Genomic DNA, 24,462 nt, shown 5'->3' with positions numbered 1-24,462 from the left:
TCAGATCTCCCGCAATCCTAGACCTAGCACTACCCCTAATCCAGGTCGTTGAACCAGGGGAATTTCTTGTTCAACCTCTAATGAAAGCGCTGCAATTGGGTCAACCTGACTTGCAGGCAAACTGAGTCGTTGAGTGAAGAATTCATCTAGCTGACCAATCCCACCTCCTGGGCCTGCCAAGAGGAGCTGCGCCACTTCCAAGTTTTCACCTTGGTTGAGATAGAAATCGATGGAACGACGTAGCTCGTCTGCTAGTTCTCCTAGAACTCTCAGCATGGCAGCCGTACCTGGATTGGTACCCCCCATTTTAGTCGTGCCACCAATAGTATCGGTGGGAGTAATTGGAATCGTCATACCTTGAAGCAAATCAGTATTGCGACTAGGGGGTAGGTTCATGGCCCGACTTAAAGCACTTTGAATCTGAAAAGTTCCAATGGGAACGGTGCGAGAGAATTGGGGAACCCCATCTACCACGATGGAAATTTCTGTACTTTCAAACTGAACGTCAGCGATCGCTACTGCCTCTTGAGGGGCAAATTGCCGCAGTTGCTCTCGAATCGTCCGAATCAAGGCGAAGCTGCTAGTTTCTAAAACGTCCAGTTGCAACCCTGCTTGCTCAAACGTACTGATATAAGTATCTGTAACTTCCTTGCGTGTGGCGACGAGCAAAACTTGAACCTTTTCAATGCCATCCTCATCTACAAAGAAGCCGAGCTTTTGGTAATCGACATCAGCCTCTTCTCTAGGAAAGGTCAAATAAAGACCCGCCTCTTGATTCAAGACCATTTCCCGCAGCTCCCGGTCATCTAATTCAGCCGGGACGGGAATCAGGCGAGTTACCGCTTCCCGTGATGGGATCGCTGTCGCTGCCCGCTTGACTTTAATTTTGTTTTCAGCCAAGGCAGATTGAATCAAGCCAGCCATTGCAGTCGGGTCCGCAATTTGGCCCTCCTGAAATATTCCCTCTGGCACCTCTACAGAAGACAGAGTGACTAATTTGAATGCCTGTCCCTGCTTTCGCACTTGGGCAATATTAACTCGTTCGGGGGTGATCTCTATACCAACCCCTTTCGTACGCTTTGAAAATAGACCTTTCAATGTGTTAACCACAGCATTTATCCACTCAGTCGTATCAGTTTAGTTAGTTAGGTGAGGCCAGAGACAATGGCTACAGTGAGATGGATGCCGATGTATGGTAACTAATTTATTGCAGAATTACCATGCTGCTTAGAAGGATACAAACCTTAAAAAATATCATCAACAAAAAGCGAGCTGCCAATAGATTGCGGCTTGTGTCTTCGGCAGAAAACATCAGCTAAAGCAATACTATTTGACAAAGGGAAGAAAACAGTTGTTTTCCTTTCCTAATGTTTCTAGCTTTTTATCCCCAATAAGCTCAATTTGAACTTGCCAAAAAGTTTGTTTTTGGGGAACTGAGCGAAGGGGCAACTCTCTCCTGTTGATCTCAATCCAACTCAACTTACCAGCGATATTACACACAATTGTGAAAATTGCGTACACCTCTTCAAAAATTGAGGTAATCCGCTACGGTGAGGAAGGATTCATACTGCAAACAAGCGCACCCGAAATTTGGGGTAACCTATCGACGAAATAGGTGTTTTCCCCTTTAGCAAATCACTGGTGTGACGCTTATCTTAGGGTTAATTGTTCCCGACAAGCTACACAATGTCCTTCTTTGGCTATGTAGGAAGCGAAAAAGCGTTGCGTCACTCCTGAGCACCTACCTCCGCAGAAGGGCTGCTTGAAAGTATATATAAAAAAGAGAAAAATACAGACGGTTAAATTATGAATGCTGTGCCATCACGCCAGGAAGGCCAAGCCTGGGGAACCCCGTTAACCTCAAGTGGGCGACGCCTCATGCTGCTAGGCTCTGGAGAGTTGGGCAAAGAAGTGGCGATCGAGGCGATGCGGTTGGGGCTGGAGGTGATTGCGGTTGATTTCTATGCCAATGCCCCCGCGATGCAGATAGCGCATCGATCGCATGAAGTGGATATGCTAGACGGTGCGAAGTTGCGGCACTTAATTGAGCGGGAAAAGCCAGATTGGATTGTGCCCGAAGTGGAAGCGATCGCCACTGCAACCCTGGTAGAGCTAGAGCAGGAAGGCTGGCGCGTGATTCCCACCGCACGAGCCACAAACTTGACCATGAATCGTGAAGGCATTCGGCGGTTAGCGGCTGAGGAGCTGAGATTAAAGACTTCGCCTTATCGTTTTGCAGATAGCGAGGCGGAATATCAGCAGGCGATCGCGGAACTGGGGCTCCCTTGTGTCGTCAAACCTGTCATGAGTTCTTCGGGGAAGGGGCAAAGTATTGTCCGAACTGAGGCTGAAATTGATGCCGCTTGGCAATACGCCCAGTCGGGAGGCAGAGCCCAAAATCGCCGCATCATTGTGGAGGGCTTTGTTGAGTTCCACACCGAAATCACACTGCTGACGGTGCGCGCGGTCGATGGCACTCATTTTTGTCCCCCCATTGGGCACATTCAGGTAGATGGCGACTATCGAGAGTCTTGGCAACCTTGCCCGTTGAACCCAGAGACACTAGAGCAGTGTCATGCCATCGGTCGTCAAATTACCGAAGCCCTAGGAGGCTGGGGCCTTTTTGGGGTGGAGCTGTTTATTCAAGGTGATCCAGCGGGAGCGCAAACGGTTTATTTCAGTGAAGTCAGCCCTCGCCCCCACGATACAGGTATGGTGACGATGATTAGCCAGAATATGTCAGAGTTTGAGCTGCATGTCCGGGCGATCGCAGGACTGCCGATTGGCGAAATTGAACTGATTCGACCAGGAGCTTCCGCCGTGATTTTAGCGTCCGAAGCAGGTGATGCTCCTCGCTACGTCGGCGTGGATACCGCTTTACAAGTGCCTACCAGCAAGATTCGTATTTTTGGCAAGCCTTTGTGTCATCGCCAGCGACGCATGGGTGTTGCTTTAGCTTTAGGGACAACAACCGACGAAGCTAGAGAACGAGCCAAAGCTAGTGCAGCTGCCGTCAAAATTGTGGTGTAGTGGTAGCTACCTTGAATCAGGAGATTGGGCAGTACTCAACCGATGTGGAATTATGAGCATGAGACGCTGGAGACAATTTGGTATTTTTGCCTTACTAGGCTTGCTTTTGAGCTGGGTGGTGAGTTGTGGCACAGGCCCCTCCTCTAATGGCAATAACCAAACAGCAGGTGGCAAACAAGAAATTGAGTTCTGGACAATGCAGTTGCAGCCTCAATTCACCGACTATTTCAACCAACTAATTGGTAAGTTTGAAACCGAAAATCCTGACATAAAGGTGCGTTGGGTAGATGTGCCCTGGGCAGCGATGGAGAGCAAAATTCTCACTGCCGTTTCAGCCAAGACTGCCCCCGATGTGGTCAACCTCAATCCAGGTTTTGCCTCTCAGCTTGCCGCTCGCAATGCCTGGTTAAACTTGGATGAAAAAATTCCCGCTGAGGTGCGCCAGCAATATCTTCCTAATATTTGGAAAGCTAGCACACTGAGTAATCAAAGCTTTGGCATTCCTTGGTATCTGACAACGCGAGTGGCGATTTACAACACTGACTTGTTGAAACAAGCAGGAATCAGCCAACCACCAACCACCTACGCTGAACTAGCCACAGTCGCTAAACAAATTAAAGACAAAACGGGTAAGTACGCCTTCTTTGCCACGGTAGTCCCGGAAGACTCTGGCGAGGTGATGGAATCTTTTGTGCAGATGGGTGTTCAGTTAGTCGATGAACAAGGCAAAGCTGCTTTTAATACCCCCCAAGGCAAAGCTGCCTTTCAATATTGGGTGGATCTATATAAAAACGGCGCTTTACCCCGCGAAGTGCTGACGCAAGGACACCGCCACGCCATTGACCTGTATCAGCAAGGCGAGACTGCGATCCTGGCCTCTGGCGCAGAATTCCTCAACACGATCGCGAAAAATGCTCCTGCTGTGGCTCAAGCCTCTGCTTCTGCCCCGCAAATCACCGGAGACACAGGCAAGAAAAATGTGGCGGTGATGAATCTAGTCGTTCCTCGCGACACCAAGCATCCTGATGCAGCCGTAAAGTTTGCTTTGTACGTCACCAACAATGACAACCAACTTACCTTTGCTAAAGAAGCAAATGTGCTGCCCTCGACTGTACAAGCGCTTGAAGATAGCTACTTCAAAACCCTGCCTACCAACGCCACTCCGGTAGACAAGGCTCGCTCTATTAGTGCAGGGCAGATGAAAGATGCCGAAGTACTAGTCCCCGCTATGAAGGACGTAAAGCAACTGCAAAAAACCATTTACGACAATCTGCAAGCTGCCATGCTGGGTGAGAAAACGGTGGATCAAGCGATCGCGGATGCCGAAAAAGAGTGGAACCAACGTAGAGGAGCTTAAACAGCACCCAAATCCTGCTGGAATCGCTTAAAGAAGTCACCTAGCAAGTAAAGCGAACCAGCCAATACAACTAAAGCACCAGGGGTAGGTTGATCGCCTGCCCCTTTGGCGTTTTGGGTCGCGGCTTGTAGCCCCAACTCTAGATCTGGATAAGTTTCACAAGCCACTAATTGGGGACAAATCCGCTGTGCTAAATCAGTTAACTGGTCGAGATCCACAGGCTCATGATCTGGGACGGGCACTAGATGCAATTGATCGTTAGGGCGCAATAAGGCTTGCAGCACCTCTTCATGATCTTTGGTGCCGATCATGCCTACCACCCAAACAATGGAACGATCGCCGTATACCTGTCCAAGTTGATCGCCATGCCGATCGACATATTGCCGCAACGCCTCAGCTCCCGCCGGATTGTGGGCACCATCGACTAGCAAACGGTGCCCTCGCCAAGTTAGCCACTGGAGCCGTCCGGGCCATTTCGTTTTAGCAATGCCACTAATAATGGCTTCATCGGGAATCTCCCAACCCTGCTGCTGCAAGATTTGTAATGTGGCGATCGCCAAAGCGGAGTTACTCAACTGCACTGCGCCTGGAAGCGGCAACGGATATTCGATTTTGGATTTTGGATTTTGGATTTTGGATTTTGAGCTGAATAAGTTCGCAATAGTGGCAACTGCGGCCCAACCGGGTTGAATTTCGATCGCGGGTTGCGGCCAAACAGCAGGACAGTTCAGCTCTGCAATCCGTTTTTCGACAACCGCTTGGGCGTCTGGGGGCAAGGGGCCAACGACAGCAGGACAGTTGGGCTTGAGAATGCCAGCTTTTTCTCCGGCGATGTCTGCGAGAGTAGGGCCAAGGCGTTGCCAATGTTCCCGGCTGATAGAAGTAATGACGCTGACTAAGGGGCGATCGCAAACATTGGTGGCATCCAAGCGCCCCCCTAAGCCCACCTCAACGACGGCAATATCCACTTGCTGCTGAGCGAAATAGAGCCACATGGCCGCAGTGATCACTTCAAACTGCGTTGGCGAAGGCTGGTCAGGGGCGATCGCGGCTTCTACTTGCTGCAAAACTTGTGCAAAGGCTTCTGGTGAAATGGGTTGCTCATTCAGGCAAATTCGCTCGGCCCAATCTACCAAGTGTGGCGAGGTATAGCGACCCACCCGATACCCAGCTTCTGCAAGCACAGCCGACATATAAGCACAAACAGAACCTTTCCCATTCGATCCCGCCACATGAAGGATGGGGACTTGCTGATGTGGATTACCCAAGTTTGCCAAAAGCCGATGGATTCTCTCTAAGCCCAAATGCACCCCAAAACTACCAAAGCGGTTGAGCAGAGCATCCACGTTTAGCGTCTGCTGATTGTCCTCAGGTAGAACCACATCGCTCGCTTTCTCTTTCAAATCCATCTTTACCTCCGGGGGACTCCCGCCACAGCGAAGCTTGGCGGTGAGGGGGATAGGGGCGGCAATTGAGCGAGGTATTGCCTTCGGCAACGCTGCGCGAACGACGCCTCCGAAATTGCCAATCTTTGCAAAACCTTCAAACTCTCAAACCCTTTGATGGCAAGGATTCGAGGTATAATTGGCTCAGGCAGAGTAGCGGTAATTCGCACTGCCCAATCACTGAACCTTGAAATAAAGTAGGGGGTTCCAAGCCTGAATCGTGGCTTGGGTAAAACTTTGTGCGTAATAGGTTAAACATGCTAATCACTGATTTGTACTTGTTCAAAACAACGGTCTGGACGGGTCGTTGCTGGCTGAGGAGGTTACTGGAATACCAGACCTGTAAACTTCCCCGCGCTAAAGCGACGGGGCTTTCAGTAGCCCTGAGACTGCCCGCTCAAGCGAACAAAACAATTCCGAACCTCTAGGCTGCGTTACCGACAGCCCCAAAGCAGCAATATTTTTGGCCCCATTCAAGTCAGCGTCACCATGCCATCCACAATTCCCACACTTGAATTTTTTGTCAGTCCTCAAGCCAATGTGCAAACACTGGTTGCAGGTCTGACTCGTGTAGGCAGGATTGACCAAAACAACTTTCACACCTTCTTTGATGCCTTTGTATTCAAGGAATTGACGCAGTTGATAGAATGCCCAACTGTTAGAACGCCGCCTTTCGGTTTTGTTTCTGGGTTGCTGGTTCGTTCTGTCTCGAATGCCTGTCAAATCCTCAATGGCGATGATGGCGTTAAGCTGCTTTGCCTCACGGATGATGGATGCACTGATGGAATGGTTCAGCCATTGCTGAAAACGTCCCTCTCTGCCCGACAGCCGTTTCAAGATACTCCTCGCTCGTCTGCGAGTAGATCTTGTGCCTTTCGAGGCTTTGATCTGGAGAGACGTTCTAACTTTAGAAAACCTATCCCGAATACCATTCAACTGTTTGGCATCCCAACCCCTGTCGGTGCTGGTTTTAGCAATTTCGCGTCTACCAAAATCGACACCAATCACCTTGTCAGACTTGATAGGTTCAGGAGCCTCGTCAGTCAGTTGAATGTGGATGTAATGGAAGCCATCACGATGTTTGCACAGTTGGGCAGAAGTGGGTTTACGTCCCTTCAATTTGCCTTGCTGGTAATTGCCAACATCCAGTTTGATATGCTCTCTTCCATCCAAAAGCGTCAGGCTAACCGTCCAATCCTTTTCTCTGAAAGCAAAGATCCGCGCATCGTAATCAGCCGATGTTGGCTTGAATGCTTTTACTGGCCTGTCTTTCAGTTTTGCGGTTTTACGGTTTGCTCCAACCCTGGCACAGACTCTAACAGCTTGATTTGCACTCAACCCAAACTGTTCTCGCAACTGCTGATAAACCAGATTTTGAATCGTGGTCTTGCTGGTTACGGATGGCTTGACGGTCTGATTTGCAAAATTGCAAGCGTCAGCAAACGCCTTCAACAATGCGTCGATTTTAGCGCTTTGTTCAGGAGTGGGTTGAAGCTTGCAAGCCAATGTCAGAGTTTGTTTCATTCCATAATTATCTCACAGGTGAATCCATGAAGGCATCCGTATTAATAAGGCGGCTGAAGCCGCTTGAGTCGGTTTTCCTCCCTGCTCTAAAGATGCAGGGCTTCCAACCTTCCCAGGAGGACTTGTGAGGTTAGAAGCTCCCGCTAGACTGCTTGCAGTTGGCGCTGAGAGTCGTCACCGCACAACTCACCGAACAATTATATTTAGGTGAAACCCTCGCACTAGCCTTATGCCGAAGCGTTCTCGCAACTTCTCTTCCGCATCTCCTACTCCACCAGAGCGTTACTCGGGGTGGTTTTTGCTCGTGGTGGTTCTATTCGTGACCTGCTTGATTGTGTCAAACATTATCGCCACTAAGCTAGTGAGCCTGCAAGGCCAGGTTGTGACTGCTGCGATCGTGATTTTTCCGATTAGCTATATCTGCGGGGATGTGCTCACTGAAGTGTATGGATATCGGCAGGCACGTCTAGCAATCTGGTTGGGGTTTCTGTGCAACTTAATTGCCGTGCTTGCCATTTGGCTCGGCCAACAATTACCACCCGCCTCGTTTTGGGATGGACAAGCTTCATATGAGCGGATTCTGGGAAATACACCTCGATTACTGCTGGCTTCGTTTCTAGCCTATCTGGTAGGGGAATTTGTCAATTCTTTCGTGTTAGCCAAGATGAAAGTTGCCACGCAGGGACGGTGGCTTTGGATGCGAACCATTGGTTCCACGATTGTAGGGCAGGGGTTGGATTCGCTAATTTTCGTCACTGTGGCCTTTCTCGGCACGATCGCGCCAGCAGCAATGGTTTCGACGATCGCAACACAATGGCTGCTGAAAACTGTTTACGAGGCGATCGCGACCCCTTTAACCTACATAGTGGTGAACTTCCTCAAGCAGACCGAGCACATTGATGTCTACGACTACGACACTTCCTTCAACCCGCTGGCATGGTCCGAAACAGCCGAGCAAAAACCTGATTAAAGCCACAGCACTACAAAACTCCAGCGCTCGAATTGCTCTCACCCATAGCGCTAAAACAAAAACGACTGTAGTTCCATAAAGGATGACAGTCGTTTGTTGCATAACGTGAACTGAAATAATTCAGTGCTACTTTGTGGTTACTTAGCCAGAAAGCCCTGAATTTGAGCCAAGGCAGCTTTGGCAATGTTGAACGCTGCCCAGCTTCCAGCCACAATAACGGGCAGCAAAACTACCACCACACGAAAATCCAAGTCCATATCCCGATCTCCTCTTCTAACCAGAGATTAAAGATTTTTGAATAGCTCTCATAATTGTATTATTTATCCAAACGGGCGCTTTTTCACAGCGATCGCAATTTCTCAGACTTTTGCCTCACTCTCTGCGATCGCAGATCACCCACAAGAAGCGCCCTAGAAAACAGACTAAGCGGGTGCTTGGGTAAAGCCAATATCAGTGCCTTTGCCTGCGTGAACCAGGGCCAATCTTTCGTAACGACGGGCATGTTCGATTAAGTCAGCCACTTCTTCATCTGCAAGTTCGCGCAGTCGCTTAGCGGGAACCCCCACCACGAGCGATCGCGGGGGTACATCTTTGGTCACGACCGAACCTGCCCCCACAATGCTGCCTGCCCCCACGCGCACCCCATCCAGCACGATCGCCCCAATCCCAATTAAGCAACCTGGCTCAATATGAGCACTGTGAATGACGGCGCGATGCCCAATGGTCACGTAGTCCTCCAAGATCGTGGGCTTGCCAGGATCACCATGCAAAATAGCGCCATCTTGAACATTGGTACAGATGCCAATTTCAATCCGCTCGACATCAGCTCGTACGACAGCACCGAACCAAATGCTGGCCCCAGAAGCGATCGCTACATTACCCATGACCGTCGCGCCCGGAGCTATAAAGGCAGCTTGAGAGAGATCCGGTGTAGGCCAATAAGAGGCTGAAATTAGAGAAGATGGGTTGAAATCACTCAAAATTGTGCCCAGAGTATCAGCAGAATGCCCGTAGAATTGACATCTAGGGCAGAACTTCCCTAGTTATAATAAATAAAACTGGCACTGACGCAGAAATACCATGCAGATCCGCACTTCATGATGACTCATGGCTTACAGTATCCAATTTTTGGTCCGGAGATTCAGTGCCCGCACTGCCGTCAAACCATTCCGGCCCTAACCCTGACAGATACTTATTTGTGTCAGCGGCACGGTGCCTTTGAATCAGATCCCCAAACAGGCGAACTGGTTCACTTGCAGTCAGGACGTCACTGGAGGCAGTGGAACAACGAATGGTATCGTCAGCACACGCATCCAGACGGCATTCGCTTTGAAATCCACGAAGCGTTAGATCGGCTTTACACTCAAGGCTATCGGGCGACTCGCGTCATCATTGCCCAACGCTATAAAGATTTAATTAGCGCTTATTTAGAACGCAGCACTCCCTGGCGGGGTCAGACAGATTCAGCCAAACCTCGGCTTTACGGTCTGCCCGTAGAGTTTAGTCCTAGCCCAGAAGAAGACCCTTGCTGGGATGTGATTAATTTCGATTTAGAAAAAGAGCCAGGTGCTCCGGTTCGTTATCCCTATTTCCGTTTGTTTGAGTAATCCATCCTGAGCCGTGAGCCATCCGTTAGCTAACGGCCTGACGCGTTTAGCTTCATCACCTATGCATCACGCATCTATTCGGACTGCCAATATCCATCGGGCGATCGCGTTTTACGAGCAATTAGGGTTTGTCGTTAACGAACGATTCACCACAGGCTACACCTTGGCTTGCTGGATGGAAGGCTTGAACGGACGGATTGAATTGATCCAAATTCCGCAACCGCGTCCAGTGGCTGATGCTTTTAACGACGAGCACTACACCGGGTACTATCACCTCTCCTTTGACCTCACCAGTACCACTGTAGATTTGCCAGAGTGGCTGGAGAATTTACAAGCAAAATTTTTGGCGGCAGCGGAGACTCAGCCAGAGCAAATTTCACCCCTCAAGGTGCTGCTAGAACCAAACCAACAAATGATTGGCGATCGCGTCTATGAGGTTGCTTTCATTGCCGATGCGGATGGCTTACCCCTCGAATTCATCCGGGTCATGACTCATGAGTGATCCAGTGGAACGGTTTCAGAATAACTGGGCCTACCTGAAAGCAGAACTGACTTGGCTCGATCGCATCCTGAGTGTGGCGATCGCTCGGCAACGTCAAGAACAAAAAACGGTAGATCGAGTGGCGCAGTCGCGGGCTGACCGAGTTACAAGTCACTGGTGGAAAGGCTTAGTGACCTTAGAGGGTACGGCTGGTCATGACGAAATTCGCCCACGCCCTACCCATCGTAGTAGTCCTGCACCTGGCTACCAACAGCAGATAGAAGCTCGAATTCAAGCTAGTTCTCAGCAGGGTGTCGCGTTGGGTTTACCTCAGTTGCGCGATCGCCTCAAACTCACTGCCTTCGAAAAGAACCTAGTGCTGTTTAGCTTGGCTCCAGAAATTAATCGTCGCTACGCCAAGCTCTACAGCTATTTACACCAAGAGTCCAGCTCAGCAGCGCGAGTGTCAGTTCAGGTTTCTAGTAGCTGTGGTTGCCCTGACCTACCTACCGTTGATTTGGTGTTGCGATTACTGTGCCGCAATGACCAGGAATGGCAAGTAGGGCGAGCGTATCTAACTACCCACTCTGGCTTAATTCAGCAGGGTTTGTTGCAAATTGTGGCTTGTGGCGACGAAACTTTGCTGACTCGTCGGCTGAAGTTAAGTGACAGCTTGGTGAATTATCTGTTGGCTGAGCAGCCCCAACCGCAAACTTTAGAGATTTTACTTCAACCTCCTCAGCTTCCTAAGCTACCCCCAATTGCTCATAGCCACTCTCTATTGCCTTGCCACCTCCATGAAGCAAAAACCACACCTGATTGGACGCAACTGATTTTGCCGCCAGCACTCCTGGAGACCTTGCAGCATTTGGGACGACGGGTAGAACTGTGGTCTGAGGTACAGGCAGTTTGGAGCAAGTTACAGCCTGATGCCTCTACCATGCCACCGCTACCTGGAACCGTGGCAATTTTGGTAGGAGCAGCGGGTACAGGCAAAACAATGGCAGCAGCAGCGATCGCTCAACAACTACAAACTTCCCTATTCTGGACTGATCTAGCCTTGGTTCCGCCCACAGAATTTCCAGGGTTGCTTCAGGAGATTCACGAACATAGCCCCACTGTATTGCTGGTTAAGTCAGCGCAGCTTTGGCTGGGACGCTCTGCTCCATTAGGGAGCGCCGACCTTCACCAACTGATTCACCAGCGTCAGCAACAACGAGGGATCACTTTATTCAGTGTGCCGATGTTGCAATCGGTTCGTTGGCATTGGCGACAGGAAATTGACCACATTTTGGAATTTCTGCTGCCCATTCCGGGCGATCGCTTGAAGTTGTGGCACCAAGTCTTTCCAGCCACAATTAGCTTAGACTCTAGTATCGATTGGGAGTTTCTGGCTCACAAGCTACCTCTGAGCGGGGGTGAAATCCGAGCGATCGCCCAAGCCGCAACCTTCTATGCAGCCGCAGAGTCATTGGAGATTAAGGTGACAATGGCTCATATTCTTCGAGCTTGGGAACAGAAGCAGCAGAAATCCAAAACCCGTAACTAAAAAAATAAGCCCCTAAATTAGGAGCTTAAAATCTGATAGGTCGTTAGGAAGGAAACTTTTGGCCAAGAGCCGATAAAAATCTGATTTGATTTGAATTAAAATCTCTTAGTCGTCAAATAATAATTGGGTTCTAAAAGCTCAGGGTTTAAGACTTGTTAAGCTAAAGCATTCTTCACCACCGTCGCCAGGGCTAAGTGCAACTTTCTACCCCCCTAGTTCTTGCTTCAACCGAGAGCTATCTCCCTCTTGCCCCAGAACCGAGAGGTTGCAAAGGCATTTCCATCGCTCCAGCCGCTTCCCGCTTAATTGCCCCCGAATGAACAGCGCTATATAGCTTTTCTAGCACCTCTAAATCAGCAGCTTTATAGCCCCTAATCGCTAATACTTGGCGAATTAACCCCTCAGATTCCACGCTGAGACAGCCTGTTTGGAAAGCAGATTGTACGAGCGTATGGATCATAGCTACGAATTATCCTGACTTTTGTACTGCCACCCTTACTATCAAATATTTTTGAGTTCTAGCAGTTGATTGAGATCGACTAAAACCTGTGACTCTAAACGCCATAAGCTTGTGATTAGTATCACTGACAATTAGTATCAATTAAGAAGACTAATGCCTGCATCCACGAAGTCAAAATAGCGTGAACTACGGTTCCAGCAAGGCTAATTATTCTGCATTAAAGCCGTAAATAGGTTTCCCGCCTGGGTAATTAGTGATTTAATGCCGATAAGATAGGGTCAATCATCTGCCAATTTGTAGGTGCAACTGGAAGAACGGCGGCAGTTGATGTTGAGGAGTGAAGAGGATGGCTTATTCTAATCGTGTCTATCAACCTTCTGTGCTGGAGTTAGCACGAGAAGGAAACGTCCGAGCGATCGCCTATTGGCTGAATAGCTACTTAGCACCTCAAGGGATCTACGCCTCAATTCGACCCCTTCGTTCCAATTGCCTGCATATTACGGTGGAGTTCGATCGCATCCCAGAGCGCGAGCGCTTAGTCCGCTTCATTTGCCATCGCCTCTGCAAGCTCAACCTAGCTTTCATTGAAGGGGTACAAATTGCTGCCCGCTTTACTGATGAGAGCCAGGTTTTGTGGCAACAGTCGGTTCGTTTAGTCCATACCGCTAGACGCCAAAAGCGATCGCACTCCCCATCCAACCGCGCCTCAGCCGTGGCTAAAACACATTCAGTCAAACAACTCCTAGACCAGCGTGTCTACCTCAAGCTAGCCCGCTCCCTCCTCCTCAGTGGTTCTGCCGTGGCAGCTTTTGTCTTAGGTTGCCTGCTCAGCTACAACGAAACGCCTACCACACCCACGATCGCCTCTGCCAACGGACAAAGGCCAGAATCTACCCTCACCACTGCTGCATCCAAGCGATCCAATACGATCCGTGCCGCATTGGAAACAGTTCCAGTCGTGAAGCACCAAAACTTACTCAACCCCTCCGATCCAGCCGTTACTTTGATGTTTGGTGGTGATGTCACCCTGTCCGACGCCTTTGAGGATTTAGTCGGCGAAGACTACAACTGGGCCTTTGCTGATATGAAGGAATATCGCCAAGCGGATGTGGCGATGGTAAATCTCGAAAATCCTTTGACTGACGCTACCACCCCGCTACCAGATAAGCAATTTAACTTTAAAGCTGATCCTGAATCAGTCGAAGTGTTGAGCAATGGCGGCGTTGATATTGTGACGCTAGCCAACAATCATGCGATGGATTACGAAGCGTCTGGGCTCATGGAAACGTTGGAGACGCTAGATCAAGCGGGGATTCATCACATTGGAGCTGGCCGAGATATTAAAGAAGCTCGTCGCCCAGAAATTCTAGAAGTTAAGGGACAGCGGATTGCTTATCTGGGTTACTACGACGCGGATCTCCATGCCGCAGACATGACCACTGCGGGCACCAATTCTACCCGTAAAGACCGAATTGCTGAGGATATTCGAGCAATCCGTAAGCAAGTGGACTGGATCGTGGTGAATTACCACTGGGGCGAGGAATTGGCTGAATATCCGGCAGATTTGCAGATTCAGTTAGCCCACCACACGATTGATGTAGGAGCCGATTTGGTAGTGGGGCACCATCCTCATGTCCTCCAAGGGGCAGAAATTTATAAAGGACGCCCGATCGCCTACTCTCTCGGTAACTTCATTTTTGGCGGTAATTCTCGCAGCGATTACGATACGGCTGTACTAAAAGTTGCCTTGCGTGACAAGCAAATGAAGGTGGAGTTTTTGCCTGTCGAGGTGACGCAATATCAACCCCGGATTGTGTCAGGCGATCGCGGTGAACAAATCTTGAATCAACTTCGCGAGCGATCGAGCCTCTTTGATCAACCCATGCCATCTACGGTCATTCTCGATGCTCAAACTTCTAAAGTAGTTGCTCCAGGTGAATCCGAGGTTTTCAGCGAGCCATTGCCTAGTCCTGATGCAACCAATGTGGCTCCATCGCCTCTAACCGCACCTCAGACCACATCTCCGGACTCTTTTATCACTGCTCCAGACGCAGCCCCTAATGATCTGCCCCCTGAGTTCCCCAGCGACACTTCTACACCGCTGAATTCGCAACCTGCCTTCCCGCCTGATACCGCGCCCGATATTGCACCCAGTTACAACTCTCCTGACTTCCCCAACTCAGAGCCTACAGACAACTGGCAGCCTCTACCGTCTCAGCCTCCGGTTGACTCTTTCTCACAACCGACAAACACACCTTTCTCGGAACCGACAACTGAGCCCTTCTCACAACCGACAACTGCACCATCGTTTGATTCTGGGGATGATCCTGGGGATGGTTCATTTAACGACACAACTGAGCCGATCGATTCTGAGTTAAATCGCTCAAATCCATCGTTCAATGATGAGCCCTCAGAGACAAACACAGAGACAAACAGAGACACAAACTCGGAGACAACCACAGAGCCTGAAAGTGGTTACACTTACCCCCATCGTCAAGAACCGGATGACTATTGGCAACCCCTAACACCAGACCCAGCAGAGCTACCTGATGAGCTTACTCCCAATGACGCTGCTCCAGACCCCAGCGCCCCTCTCAACTCGCAACCTACCGGAGAACCTTTTACTGCACCTCAAGACACTTCTGAACCTTCCGATTCATCACCCTTTAATGACGATCCTTCTAGACCACTCAATGAGTCACCTTCTAGTCCTAGCCCTAGCGACAATTTAGAGCCTTTTACGGCTCCGGCGGACACACCTATAGAGAATACCTATCCGCCTTCAAATTCTGAGCCATCCCCTGGGCCATCAGCTCCCCCTAGCAATAACCTGAAGCCTTTTACCACCTCTCCAGAAAATCCCGCTGATGATTCGACTGAGGTGGAATCACAGCCATTGGAAATACCAACAACCGCACCGAGCGATCGCTTAGAGCCTTTCATCACTAATCCTGCCGAGACAGTCCCGACTGCACCCGCTACAGATCCGGATTTACAGCAAGGGAATTCCTCACCTGACCCTGTACCCACTGTGCCTCCACCCGAACAGCCGCCGCGTCCGAAACAGTCTCTACGAGAGCGCATTGCCCTTCTAGAGCATGAAGCTTCTACAACCCTCACCCCATCCGCGACAATTCCAGCTCCAGTTCCAATGCCTAGTAGCCAGCTCTTGCTAGATGCACCTGTAACGTCTCCAGTGACAGAATTGCCGTAGAAGTTCTCAAGAGCTGAGCCAGGTGTGATTCAAAATTTAAGGAGTTAATCACTGTGTTTGCGATCGCAACTGAGCAGCGGCAATACAAAACCTATCTACTCTCTGACCAAGCCACCAACTCTCACTTAGAAGTTGTGCCTGAGCGGGGTGGCATTGTTACCAGTTGGCGGGTGCAAGGTCAAGAGCTGCTGTATCTCGATACTGAACGATTCGCCAATCCTGAACTGACTGTGCGGGGTGGCATCCCGGTCTTGTTTCCTATTTGCGGCAATCTGCCTAACAACACCTACACTCATAACGGCCAAACCTACAACCTGAAGCAGCATGGCTTTGCCCGTGATTTACCTTGGCAAGTGACGGAGCAGAAAACGCAGGACGTAGCCAGCCTGACTCTGGTGTTAGAGAGCAATGAGCAAACATTGGCGGCGTATCCCTTTCAGTTTCAAGTCGCCTTCACTTATCAACTCCAAGGAAACACTTTAGTCATTCATCAGCGGTTTGAGAATTGCTCTGATGAACCCATGCCCTTCTCGGTAGGGCTACATCCTTACTTTGTTACTTCCGACAAAACTCAGCTCCAGTTCGATATTCCCGCCACAGAATTGCTGGATCAGCGATCGCAGACCGTTGAGTCGTTCAGCAACCAATTCGATTTTGAGCGCGATGAAATTGATGTGGCGTTCCGGGAACTCTCGCACCGCTCAGCCACAGCCAGCGATCGCGGCCAGGGCGTGCATTTGACGCTTAGCTACGAGTCACCTTACTCCACCGTGGTCTTTTGGACAGTGAAAGGGAAAGAGTTTTATTGCTTGGAACCCTGGACAGCGGGACGCAATGCTTTGAATACGGGCGATCGCCTGACCCATTTAGCATCCGGTGCAAGCTTAGATACAACCGTTCATCTCACAGCCAAACTGCTGTAGTCTAAGCGCTGTATCTCAAGCTGTGTAAGCGATCTAAAAATCTTCGAATTATTTCTAGATTTTTCTAGCAAATATCTTTCTAAATCCAGAAAAGGTGTGTTATTGTTGTAAACGGCGCTGAGACAAGTGCAACTGAACGGGTCGCTAACTCAACGGTAGAGTACTCGGCTTTTAACCGATTTGTTCCGGGTTCGAATCCCGGGCGACCCATAAAAAGAAAGATAAACAAATCTTATAGACCTAGTAAAAAGGGTTCAAGGTGAATCTTGAGATACTTCCTCTATGTTATAAGCACAAAGTATCTTAAGATTAACGTAAGAATTGAGCTCGTCTAAAACTAGCTAGCTAACGACGAAGTAATTAGGAGGACTCTCTATGGCGCTCGTACCCATGCGGCTGTTGTTGGATCACGCGGCTGAAAACGGTTACGGCATTCCCGCCTACAACGTTAACAACATGGAGCAGATTCAAGCCATCATGCAGGCTGCCCATGAAACCGATAGCCCTGTGATTTTGCAAGCCTCTCGTGGCGCTCGTAAATATGCTGGAGAAGCTTTCCTACGCCACCTGATTTTGGCTGCGGTAGAGACCTATCCTGATATTCCTATCGCAATGCACCAAGATCATGGCAATAGCCCTGCGACTTGCTACTCAGCCATGAGTCATGGTTTTACCAGCGTCATGATGGACGGCTCTCTGGAAGCTGATGCTAAAACTCCATCCAGCTACGAGTACAACGTTGAAGTGACTCGCCGAGTGGTAGAAGTTGCTCACGCAATCGGCGTCAGCGTTGAAGGTGAATTGGGTTGCCTCGGTTCTCTAGAAACTGGCCAAGGTGACAAAGAAGATGGCCACGGTTTTGAGGGCACCCTCTCCCATGACCAACTCTTGACCGACCCTGATGAAGCAGTAGACTTCGTTGAGCAAACTGGCGTTGATGCCCTCGCAGTTGCGATCGGTACCAGCCACGGTGCTTACAAGTTCACCCGTAAGCCCACTGGTGAAATCCTCGCCATCAGCCGCATTGAAGAAATCCACCGTCGCCTGCCCAACACCCACTTGGTCATGCACGGTTCCTCCTCTGTACCTGAAGATCTCATCGCTTTGATCAACCAGTACGGCGGTAAGATTCCTGAAACCTACGGTGTACCCCTCGAAGAAATCCAAAAGGGTATCAAGAGCGGTGTGCGTAAAGTGAACATCGACACCGACAACCGTTTGGCAATCACCGCTGCGGTGCGTGAAGCGCTAGCTTCTAAGCCTGAGGAGTTCGATCCTCGTCACTTCCTCAAGCCTTCTATCAAGTACATGCAAAACGTTTGTGCTGAGCGCTACCAAGCCTTTAGTGCTGCAGGTCAAGCTAGCAAGATCAAGCCTGTTTCCCTGGATGATTTTGCTGCTAAGTATGCCAAAGGCGAACTGGGTGGTGCCACCAAGAAAGCTGTCACTGTCTAATTAACAGGTTTGACTCTTAACTAAAAAAGCTGGGTAGTTTAGATGCTGCCCAGCTTTTTTAGTAGCAATTTTTCATCTAATCTCTTAGCCCAACCCCAAACCCGTAGCGTGTGTTAGGCACAGCCGTAACGCACGACCCTCACCAACAGCGATCGCTCACCCCAAGCCATAGCTTCACCAGCAGCGATCGCCCTATCGAGAAGCCAAAGTACAAGCCGCCTTTGCTTCTGCGTCAGAAGGCACCAACGCCACCACATGCGGCACAGGACGAGGAATATAGCCTACTAAAGATTCGCCTTTATAAGCCAGGGAAGTGCTAGCACCAGAGTCCAGCATCACTGCATCACGGAAGCCCGCTTTCTCTAAGGCAATTCCTAGGGAAACCGAATCAATTGGCTCTACCGAGACGCCGATGGTGGGTTGACCTGCTTGATTGATGCCCCAGAAGGCTCGGTGACGCACGGCATCAAAATCAAATAGGCTACCAAAGGTACTCGCAGGTTGGGGTTGGTTCTCTTTGACTAGCCAAGCCGCCGCTACGAAAGCATCTGTCGCACCTGGTAGCTCTGCTTGCACGCCCTCTAAACTATTGTGCTTTTCTCCATTAAAGGGAATAAACTTAGCAGCGTGAGGACTCATAACGACTAAAGGCCGTCCCGCCAGCTTGCGATTTTCACTTCTATTCCCTGGCACAAACCGCCCGCTGCTTTGACTCATGACAGGGCCAATCATCACATTAGAGTCCAAGTACTTGAGCGAGAAGAAACCACCATCCACCGCTGCGATCGCCTGAGTTCCTTCTAGGATTTCTGGCACCTGATAACGACTCTTAGCGTGAATCGTAATCGGTTTACCACCCGAAATGAAGCGGAAAGGAGTCTCGTCAATCGTAGTTTCAGTCAGTTGCACTGGCGCAGAAAAATCAAAGCCTAGATTCCAACTAGGTAGAGGAGATCCGCCCCAAGCTTGGTCAATGATATCGGGGAGGCGGGACTGACCAAACCGAGCGATCGCCAACAAGCTCTCAGACTCACCTGCAAAGCGCTCATCGACATCATCCATTGTGAACGCTGCTAAGTAGCCCACGTCCTGAACCACTTTAGCGACCCGTGCATCGTATTTCCCTTCTGGATACGTAAAGTAGCGAATTGGCATGCCTAATTCAGCTTCTAAGAGCCGTTTCGACTCTGCCACCTCGGTTGCTAAGTGATCATCTGTGAGTTTAGTGAGATCAGGGGGATGAGTGACACTATGAGCCGCGATCGTTACCAGGGGATCTGCGGCCATTTGTCGCAACTCTTCCCAATTCAAGCTAGAGCGCCCCAGCTTTTTATCAACCTTAGCGGTGTAGATAGAGAATACGGCAGGGTAACCGTATTTCTTGAGTAACGGATAAACGTGCTTGTAGTGACCACTGTAACCGTCATCGAAGGTCAATAAGATCGGCTTTTCTGGTAGAGATAGCCCTGTCCGCAGATGTGTAGTTAACTGATCGAGGCTAATTGGTGTTAATCCACGTTCTCGAATCAGTTGCAGGTGTTGTTCAAACTCCTCAGGGGTGACATCAAAGAAGACTTGCTTTTCTGGCAAAATATCGTGATACATGACCACGGGTACTCTGGCTTGTTGAGCGCGATCGCTAATCGTAGGCCAAGGACTGGGATTAAAATAACTCACTAGCTGGGGACCTAAGCCTTGAATGAGTTGCGTCAGACCTACTTCAGGATCTCCTACCCAAGTCGAGACTTGTACTAAGTTTCCCATCCAACTGGTTAGTTGAGTCGGAGAACTGGGATTGTCACTGGTTTGACAAACCCGATCCGTTGATTGTGCTTCTGTAGAGCTAGGAACTGCTAGTCCAGTTGTGGAGGCCAACACTTGGGCAGAATGCAGCCTCAAGTTTTGTGCCACTGTTACTTGTGGACAAAGGAGTGCCGCTAGTGCCAACGGTAAACCGACCGTTAGATGGTGACAAACCCGAGTAGTTTCTAAGCTTTTAGCAGAATTTTTGGCAGCTGGAAAATCCAGGGGATGCTCCCGGCAGATCCACGTCATAGTTTTGTAGAACAAAGGGCACTGTGGCTAGATGTAACCGATAAAAAAGGATTTCCTAGGTGTTGCAAATAACACGCACTGCAATCCTTAGACCAACCAGTTCTATGGTTGTTCCTATCAGCTGGTCTTCAAGCACCCTCAACCATTAGACACTACTCTACCTACCCACAAAATCCGGGCAAAACTCCAACTTCATCTCACTGCTACGTAGAAGCAAGCTACATCCTATGCTTCGTGAACAGCAGAGCTAAACATCTTTCTCCTGACTTTCATCCTTCATCCTTCATCCTTCCTTCTCCACCCTTCCCCCAAAATGCTGCCTAACCACATCCCAACGAGAACAGTGCCAATAATCGACGTGGGAGGTGATCAAGCCTGATGAGTCAAGTTGCAATTCACTCCAACCTGAAATTGCGATCTTCGGTTGCCAGGGCAGAGGCGATCGCCACCTTAGTGTCCATTCAGTTCTAATCTGGTTACCTTCTTGTCGAATATCATGCAAATCCATTTGCAACTCAGCAAACCAACGCTCTAGAAAAGCAATCATCTGCTTGTAGCGCTCTACCCCACGGAAGCGATTGAGCGGATCTTGAAAGAAAACATTTTCTGCATAGATACTATAGGTCTGGTCAACCGGAAACCGTTGATAGTCTTCGCGCAGAATCTGTACAACATCCATATCCATTAAGGCTGCACCTCAGGCCACAAACGCTCCAACTGTCGCCGCCAAGCTGTCAGCACTTCTTCTCGGCTAGTAGCTCCCTGAGCCAAATTTCCCATCATTCCCTCTTCATAAAAATGATTGAGAGTTTGCAGAGTTGATTCTAAGGATTGTCCTTGCAGCTTTGCGACATGGATAATTTGACGAATTCTGACTTCTACAAGATCGTTGAAGGGCTTAGATAAACCTTGATCATGCAAGGACTGCAAGCGCTCGATCGCGGCCACCAAATCTGCTGTTGCTAAGCTTTCTAGACGATGCTGGAATACTCCCCACAACACGTTTTGATGCAAAGCATAGCGAATCTCTTGAGTCGCATCAAAATTTGCCTCTAAAAGCTGTTCAGTAAAAGCTTGAGCTTCTTGAGCAGGGGCGATCGGCACTAGCACTCTCAACCAAGTATGGTCTTGCGACAGCAGCACGAGGAGGCGAAACTTGGATATTTCAACTTGCCAAGCTTCCGGTTCTAAACGCTGCACTATAGAGCCAAATTGCTGCGTTAAAGCATTCGTAATCTCGTCAGGAGTCATAGGAGCCAATAAATTTTATAGCTGTAGCCTGATCATGCCGACCCCATTCCTTTTAGCACAACCGTTTCTGCCTGCTTCTGCGTGGTAGCTAATGCAGCTCATCCAGTCATCAGAAACAGCTGCAATGCATCTAGAGAAACGTGCCAAGGGAGGGGTTGGTCTTTGAGCCATAACCATTTCTCCTTAAACACTTCTGCCTGCAAATGATAGTCCTGTTCATCCGTCGGAGCTGCATGCAGTTTCAGGTAGAGAGTCATTCGGTGTGGCGTTTCGCTAGTTTGGGCCAGCCAGCAAGGAAAGATATTCTGATCATTAGTAGCCTGCTCGCGATCGCTTTGCCCTGGAGCAGTCATAAATGTAATATGATGCGCCCGGATACCAACCATAGACACGCCAGTAGGAATCGGCTCCACCACATGCAACAAACAATGCCAATTGACTGCTCGAATTATTTGGGTTCCTACTCTTTCAGCTTGGGAGAAATTTTTACAGCCCGTTAACTGGGCTACCGCAAATGTAGTCGGGCGTTCCACAATTTCTGCTTTAGGGCCGTGAGCGATCGCTTTTCCTGCTTCTAGAATCACCAGATTTTGGCAAATCCGATAAGCTTCTTCTAAGTTATGAGTCACAAACAAAGTGACACCCGAGTAATTGGCTAGAATCTCTCGCAAGTGTTTTTCTAATTGACTACGAAGGTGGGTATCCAACGCTGAGAAAGGTTCATCCAACAGCAAAATTTGCGGTTCGATCGCCAAAGCCCTAGCTAGTGCGACTCGCTGCTGCTGTCCTCCCGACAACTGATGCGGATACCGCCGCTCTAAACCTTGCAACTGCATCATCCTAATGTGTCGAGCCACTCTACTTCCACGCTCAGCTTTGGACAAGTTGTGCAGACCAAATTCAATATTCTCCACAACCGTCATGTGAGGAAAAAGCGCGTAGTTCTGGAAGAGAAATCCCACCTGTCGCTGCTGGCTTGGAAGATTAATTTGATGCTTTGAGTCAAACAACACTCGACCATTCAACACGATATGGCCAGCGGTTGGTGTTTCAAGACCAGCAATACAGCGTAGCGTCATACTCTTACCGGAACCTGAAGCACCCAGCAAACCCAGCGGTTTTTGGTCGGCTGCATAGCTAACATCTAAAGAAAAATTAGACAGCTGCTTAGAAATTGCGATCGCTAACTCTGGCTTGAAAGGCACAGTTTTTGTCTCTGGTACGGCTGGTTTGATCCGTCTAACTCGGTCCAACTTGAGACTCTCTGGCAACTGCGTCTGCTCCGAACCTGGGCTGTGGAGTGCAGACCAAAGCCGATGCTGAGACCAGTAGTTGAGGTTAGCAATGGTTAGCAGTGCGATCGCTACTACTACTACAACCCAAATCAAAGCTTGCGACCGATTCCCCTGCTCCACTGCAAAGAAAATAGCAGTTGGAATCGTTTGGGTTTGTCCTGGAATATTCCCGGCCAACATCAGCGTGGCCCCAAATTCTCCCAGCGATCGCGCAAAGGCCAAAATCAGCCCCGCAACCATACCGGGCCACGCCAAAGGTATGAGTACTCGCCAGAAAATCCTCCAATCTGACGCTCCCAGGGTCCGGGCTGCTTGAATCAAGTGAGCATCCACTTGCTCAAAAGCACCCAAGGTCGTTCGGTACATCAGAGGAAAAGCCACTACAGTCGCAGCGATTACTGTGGCAAACCAAGAGAAGACAATACTTAGACCAAAGAATTGTAGCACTTGGCCAATTGGCCCATGCTTACCAAACAACAGCAACAACAAGAAACCAACAACAGTGGGCGGCAATACCAATGACAGGGTAAATAAACCGTCAAACCATGCCTTTCCCTTACCTTGATAGTTGAATAACCACCAAGCTGCTACAGTTCCTAAATATCCAGTAATTACAGTCGCTACAGAGGCAGTCTTTAAGGAAATCGCTAGCGGAGACCAATCAAACGCCATCGCATGATCCTTGTACCTCCTGCCATCAAAGCATCAATTCTCGGCAATACCAAACCCATGTTTCTGAAATACAGCTTTAGCCTGCTGAGTAAATAAAAACTGTTCAAATTTCTGAGCAGCGTCAATGTTTTTACTATCTCTCAGCACTGCGATCGGATAAGCCACTGGAGAATGAGACTTTTCTGGTGCGATCGCCACAATCCTAACTTGTTCTGATCCTTTAGCATCCGTTAGGTAAACGATTCCAGCATCTACATTCCCTGTTTCTACATAACTTAAAACTTGCCTTACATCTTTAGTTAAAATCAATTTGGGCTTAACTGCTTCAAAAATGCCTAGAGAAGTCAAAACTTCTTGGCTATACTTCCCAACGGGTACACTCACTGGGTCACCAATTGCTATCCGTTGAACAGTTACATTGCGAAGACCAAAAAAATCTTTCAAAGCCGATGCATTTCTCGGCTCAATCAAAACCACTTGATTAGTCAAAAGGTTTTTTCGAGTATCTGTCAGAATCAATCCCTGTTTCTGCAAAGCATCCATCTGCTTAGAGGCAGCAGAAACAAAAATATCGACAGGTGCTCCTTGTTCAATTTGAGCTTGTAAGGAGCCAGAGGAACCAAAGTTAAAGGTCAAAACAACATCTGGCCTTTCTTGCTGCCAAGCCAGCCTGACTTCTTCCATCACATCTGTGAGGCTAGCTGCCGCTGATATTGTTAAAGCAACTGGCTGGTTTTGAGGTGTTGAGGTTGAAAACTCAGCGTTTAAGTTAATAGAACTACAAGCAGCGATCGCTATAGCAAGAACAAATGTCACAACACCCAATACAACAAAACCGAAATGCTTGTTCATGCAACACTTTAAACACTAAGAACTACAACCCCAGTTTTTACTCATCCTTCAAAAACCTACAAGCAGTTAAAGCCAAAAGGAACTTTTGAAATAACTGTCATAGCGAGGAGTATCTCACAAGAGCTGGAATAGTACGTACAAAGAGGCATAAACAAAAGAGAGAGGAGCTTTGTACTCTCCCCTCTCTCTTCGTTCTTAATATTATCCTGGCATCGAGCTATTGTCCCGTGGGGCTACCCCCAAAGTATCGTCGCCGCTGCAGCGTTTCACCTCTGAGTTCGAGATGGGTCAGTGTGGTTCCACCGCGCCATGAACACCAGGA

General features: G+C 49.2%; 20 protein-coding genes, 1 tRNA gene and 1 rRNA gene. 10 read left to right on the top strand and 12 right to left on the bottom strand.

The window, feature by feature from the left end; all coding sequences use genetic code 11:
- The gene (pilM, locus tag KME12_22640) at positions 1-1,110 is read right to left on the bottom strand and encodes a type IV pilus assembly protein PilM (GenBank protein MBW4490586.1); all 1,110 of its coding nucleotides are present in this window, start codon (positions 1,108-1,110) and stop codon (positions 1-3) included.
- Between the two features lie 696 nt (positions 1,111-1,806).
- On the opposite strand from pilM, the gene purT reads away from it, so the two are divergent.
- Together purT and KME12_22630 are read left to right on the top strand one after the other, a co-directional pair.
- Positions 1,807-3,030 carry a formate-dependent phosphoribosylglycinamide formyltransferase gene (gene purT, locus KME12_22635; GenBank protein ID MBW4490585.1) on the top strand — a complete coding sequence of 408 codons (1,224 nt, stop codon included), beginning with the start codon at positions 1,807-1,809 and terminating at the stop codon, positions 3,028-3,030.
- 52 nt (positions 3,031-3,082) lie between these two features.
- Positions 3,083-4,387: a sugar ABC transporter substrate-binding protein gene (locus KME12_22630; GenBank protein MBW4490584.1), complete on the top strand. Its 1,305-nt coding sequence runs from the start codon at positions 3,083-3,085 to the stop codon at positions 4,385-4,387.
- Here KME12_22630 and KME12_22625 read toward each other — a convergent pair.
- Positions 4,384-5,796 carry a bifunctional folylpolyglutamate synthase/dihydrofolate synthase gene (locus KME12_22625; protein ID MBW4490583.1) on the bottom strand — a complete coding sequence of 471 codons (1,413 nt, stop codon included), beginning with the start codon at positions 5,794-5,796 and terminating at the stop codon, positions 4,384-4,386. The two genes, KME12_22630 and KME12_22625, sit on opposite strands and share 4 nt — an antisense overlap.
- Before the next feature lie 393 nt (positions 5,797-6,189).
- On the bottom strand, positions 6,190-7,356 hold the full coding sequence (locus KME12_22620; protein MBW4490582.1) for a transposase: 1,167 nt from the start codon (positions 7,354-7,356) through the stop codon (positions 6,190-6,192).
- A gap of 229 nt (positions 7,357-7,585) precedes the next feature.
- Here KME12_22620 and KME12_22615 point away from each other — a divergent pair, with 229 nt between their 5' ends.
- Positions 7,586-8,326: a queuosine precursor transporter gene (locus KME12_22615; GenBank protein ID MBW4490581.1), complete on the top strand. Its 741-nt coding sequence runs from the start codon at positions 7,586-7,588 to the stop codon at positions 8,324-8,326.
- 137 nt (positions 8,327-8,463) lie between these two features.
- Here the strand turns inward: KME12_22615 and KME12_22610 are convergent, their stop codons facing one another.
- Both KME12_22610 and KME12_22605 read right to left on the bottom strand, forming a co-directional pair.
- Complete coding sequence (locus tag KME12_22610) at positions 8,464-8,577, bottom strand: photosystem II protein Y (protein MBW4490580.1); 114 nt, start codon at positions 8,575-8,577, stop codon at positions 8,464-8,466.
- Between the two features lie 171 nt (positions 8,578-8,748).
- Positions 8,749-9,210, bottom strand: coding sequence for a gamma carbonic anhydrase family protein (locus tag KME12_22605; GenBank protein MBW4490579.1), 462 nt, complete (start codon positions 9,208-9,210; stop codon positions 8,749-8,751).
- Between the two features lie 213 nt (positions 9,211-9,423).
- On the opposite strand from KME12_22605, the gene KME12_22600 reads away from it, so the two are divergent.
- From KME12_22600 to KME12_22590, 3 genes are all read left to right on the top strand, one after another.
- Entirely contained in the window at positions 9,424-9,933 is a 510-nt protein-coding gene (locus KME12_22600; GenBank protein ID MBW4490578.1) for a TIGR02652 family protein, read from the top strand.
- A gap of 61 nt (positions 9,934-9,994) precedes the next feature.
- The gene (locus KME12_22595; GenBank protein ID MBW4490577.1) at positions 9,995-10,435 is read left to right on the top strand and encodes a VOC family protein; all 441 of its coding nucleotides are present in this window, start codon (positions 9,995-9,997) and stop codon (positions 10,433-10,435) included.
- A complete protein-coding gene (locus KME12_22590; protein MBW4490576.1) occupies positions 10,428-11,963 on the top strand; it encodes a hypothetical protein in 1,536 nt (511 codons plus the stop codon). The genes KME12_22595 and KME12_22590 overlap by 8 nt, the downstream gene beginning before the upstream one ends.
- A 235-nt stretch (positions 11,964-12,198) precedes the next feature.
- Here the strand turns inward: KME12_22590 and KME12_22585 are convergent, their stop codons facing one another.
- Positions 12,199-12,423 carry a hypothetical protein gene (locus tag KME12_22585; GenBank protein ID MBW4490575.1) on the bottom strand — a complete coding sequence of 75 codons (225 nt, stop codon included), beginning with the start codon at positions 12,421-12,423 and terminating at the stop codon, positions 12,199-12,201.
- A 346-nt stretch (positions 12,424-12,769) separates the two neighbouring features.
- Here KME12_22585 and KME12_22580 point away from each other — a divergent pair, with 346 nt between their 5' ends.
- From KME12_22580 to fba, 4 genes are all read left to right on the top strand, one after another.
- On the top strand, positions 12,770-15,637 hold the full coding sequence (locus tag KME12_22580; GenBank protein ID MBW4490574.1) for a CapA family protein: 2,868 nt from the start codon (positions 12,770-12,772) through the stop codon (positions 15,635-15,637).
- A 53-nt stretch (positions 15,638-15,690) separates the two neighbouring features.
- Positions 15,691-16,560, top strand: coding sequence for an aldose epimerase (locus KME12_22575; protein ID MBW4490573.1), 870 nt, complete (start codon positions 15,691-15,693; stop codon positions 16,558-16,560).
- 138 nt (positions 16,561-16,698) lie between these two features.
- Positions 16,699-16,770 (top strand) — tRNA-Lys (locus tag KME12_22570).
- Between the two features lie 165 nt (positions 16,771-16,935).
- Entirely contained in the window at positions 16,936-18,015 is a 1,080-nt protein-coding gene (gene fba, locus KME12_22565) for a fructose-bisphosphate aldolase class II (protein MBW4490572.1), read from the top strand.
- 192 nt (positions 18,016-18,207) lie between these two features.
- Here fba and KME12_22560 read toward each other — a convergent pair whose 3' ends face one another.
- The 6 genes from KME12_22560 to rrf form a co-directional block, all read right to left on the bottom strand.
- Positions 18,208-20,070 (bottom strand): polysaccharide deacetylase family protein, encoded by a 1,863-nt coding sequence (locus KME12_22560; GenBank protein ID MBW4490571.1) that lies wholly within the window; start codon positions 20,068-20,070, stop codon positions 18,208-18,210.
- A 283-nt stretch (positions 20,071-20,353) separates the two neighbouring features.
- A complete protein-coding gene (locus tag KME12_22555) occupies positions 20,354-20,749 on the bottom strand; it encodes a DUF2358 domain-containing protein (protein ID MBW4490570.1) in 396 nt (131 codons plus the stop codon).
- Between the two features lie 5 nt (positions 20,750-20,754).
- Positions 20,755-21,321, bottom strand: a complete 567-nt coding sequence (locus KME12_22550) for a hypothetical protein (protein ID MBW4490569.1) — start codon at positions 21,319-21,321, stop codon at positions 20,755-20,757.
- Between the two features lie 98 nt (positions 21,322-21,419).
- Positions 21,420-23,288 (bottom strand): molybdate ABC transporter permease subunit, encoded by a 1,869-nt coding sequence (modB, locus tag KME12_22545; GenBank protein ID MBW4490568.1) that lies wholly within the window; start codon positions 23,286-23,288, stop codon positions 21,420-21,422.
- A 33-nt stretch (positions 23,289-23,321) separates the two neighbouring features.
- The gene (modA, locus tag KME12_22540; protein ID MBW4490567.1) at positions 23,322-24,140 is read right to left on the bottom strand and encodes a molybdate ABC transporter substrate-binding protein; all 819 of its coding nucleotides are present in this window, start codon (positions 24,138-24,140) and stop codon (positions 23,322-23,324) included.
- A 204-nt stretch (positions 24,141-24,344) separates the two neighbouring features.
- A 5S ribosomal RNA gene (rrf, locus tag KME12_22535) occupies positions 24,345-24,461 on the bottom strand.
- Between the last annotated feature and the right edge of the window lies 1 nt (position 24,462).

It is taken from the genome of Trichocoleus desertorum ATA4-8-CV12 (assembly GCA_019358975.1).
Taxonomy (GTDB): Bacteria; Cyanobacteriota; Cyanobacteriia; order FACHB-46; family FACHB-46; genus Trichocoleus; species Trichocoleus desertorum_A.
Note: the sequence above shows the minus strand (reverse complement) of the source record. Positions and strands in the feature narration are given on the sequence as shown.

Coding starts and splice junctions, on each gene's coding strand:
- purT (MBW4490585.1), top strand. CDS start 1,807: ATGAATGCTGTGCCATCACGCCAGGAAGGCCAAGCCTGGGGAACCCCG.
- KME12_22630 (MBW4490584.1), top strand. CDS start 3,083: ATGAGCATGAGACGCTGGAGACAATTTGGTATTTTTGCCTTACTAGGC.
- KME12_22625 (MBW4490583.1), bottom strand. CDS start 5,796: ATGGATTTGAAAGAGAAAGCGAGCGATGTGGTTCTACCTGAGGACAAT.
- KME12_22620 (MBW4490582.1), bottom strand. CDS start 7,356: ATGAAACAAACTCTGACATTGGCTTGCAAGCTTCAACCCACTCCTGAA.
- KME12_22615 (MBW4490581.1), top strand. CDS start 7,586: ATGCCGAAGCGTTCTCGCAACTTCTCTTCCGCATCTCCTACTCCACCA.
- KME12_22605 (MBW4490579.1), bottom strand. CDS start 9,210: ATGGGTAATGTAGCGATCGCTTCTGGGGCCAGCATTTGGTTCGGTGCT.
- KME12_22600 (MBW4490578.1), top strand. CDS start 9,424: ATGATGACTCATGGCTTACAGTATCCAATTTTTGGTCCGGAGATTCAG.
- KME12_22595 (MBW4490577.1), top strand. CDS start 9,995: ATGCATCACGCATCTATTCGGACTGCCAATATCCATCGGGCGATCGCG.
- KME12_22590 (MBW4490576.1), top strand. CDS start 10,428: ATGAGTGATCCAGTGGAACGGTTTCAGAATAACTGGGCCTACCTGAAA.
- KME12_22585 (MBW4490575.1), bottom strand. CDS start 12,423: ATGATCCATACGCTCGTACAATCTGCTTTCCAAACAGGCTGTCTCAGC.
- KME12_22580 (MBW4490574.1), top strand. CDS start 12,770: ATGGCTTATTCTAATCGTGTCTATCAACCTTCTGTGCTGGAGTTAGCA.
- fba (MBW4490572.1), top strand. CDS start 16,936: ATGGCGCTCGTACCCATGCGGCTGTTGTTGGATCACGCGGCTGAAAAC.
- KME12_22560 (MBW4490571.1), bottom strand. CDS start 20,070: ATGACGTGGATCTGCCGGGAGCATCCCCTGGATTTTCCAGCTGCCAAA.
- KME12_22555 (MBW4490570.1), bottom strand. CDS start 20,749: ATGGATGTTGTACAGATTCTGCGCGAAGACTATCAACGGTTTCCGGTT.
- KME12_22550 (MBW4490569.1), bottom strand. CDS start 21,321: ATGACTCCTGACGAGATTACGAATGCTTTAACGCAGCAATTTGGCTCT.
- modB (MBW4490568.1), bottom strand. CDS start 23,288: ATGGCGTTTGATTGGTCTCCGCTAGCGATTTCCTTAAAGACTGCCTCT.
- modA (MBW4490567.1), bottom strand. CDS start 24,140: ATGAACAAGCATTTCGGTTTTGTTGTATTGGGTGTTGTGACATTTGTT.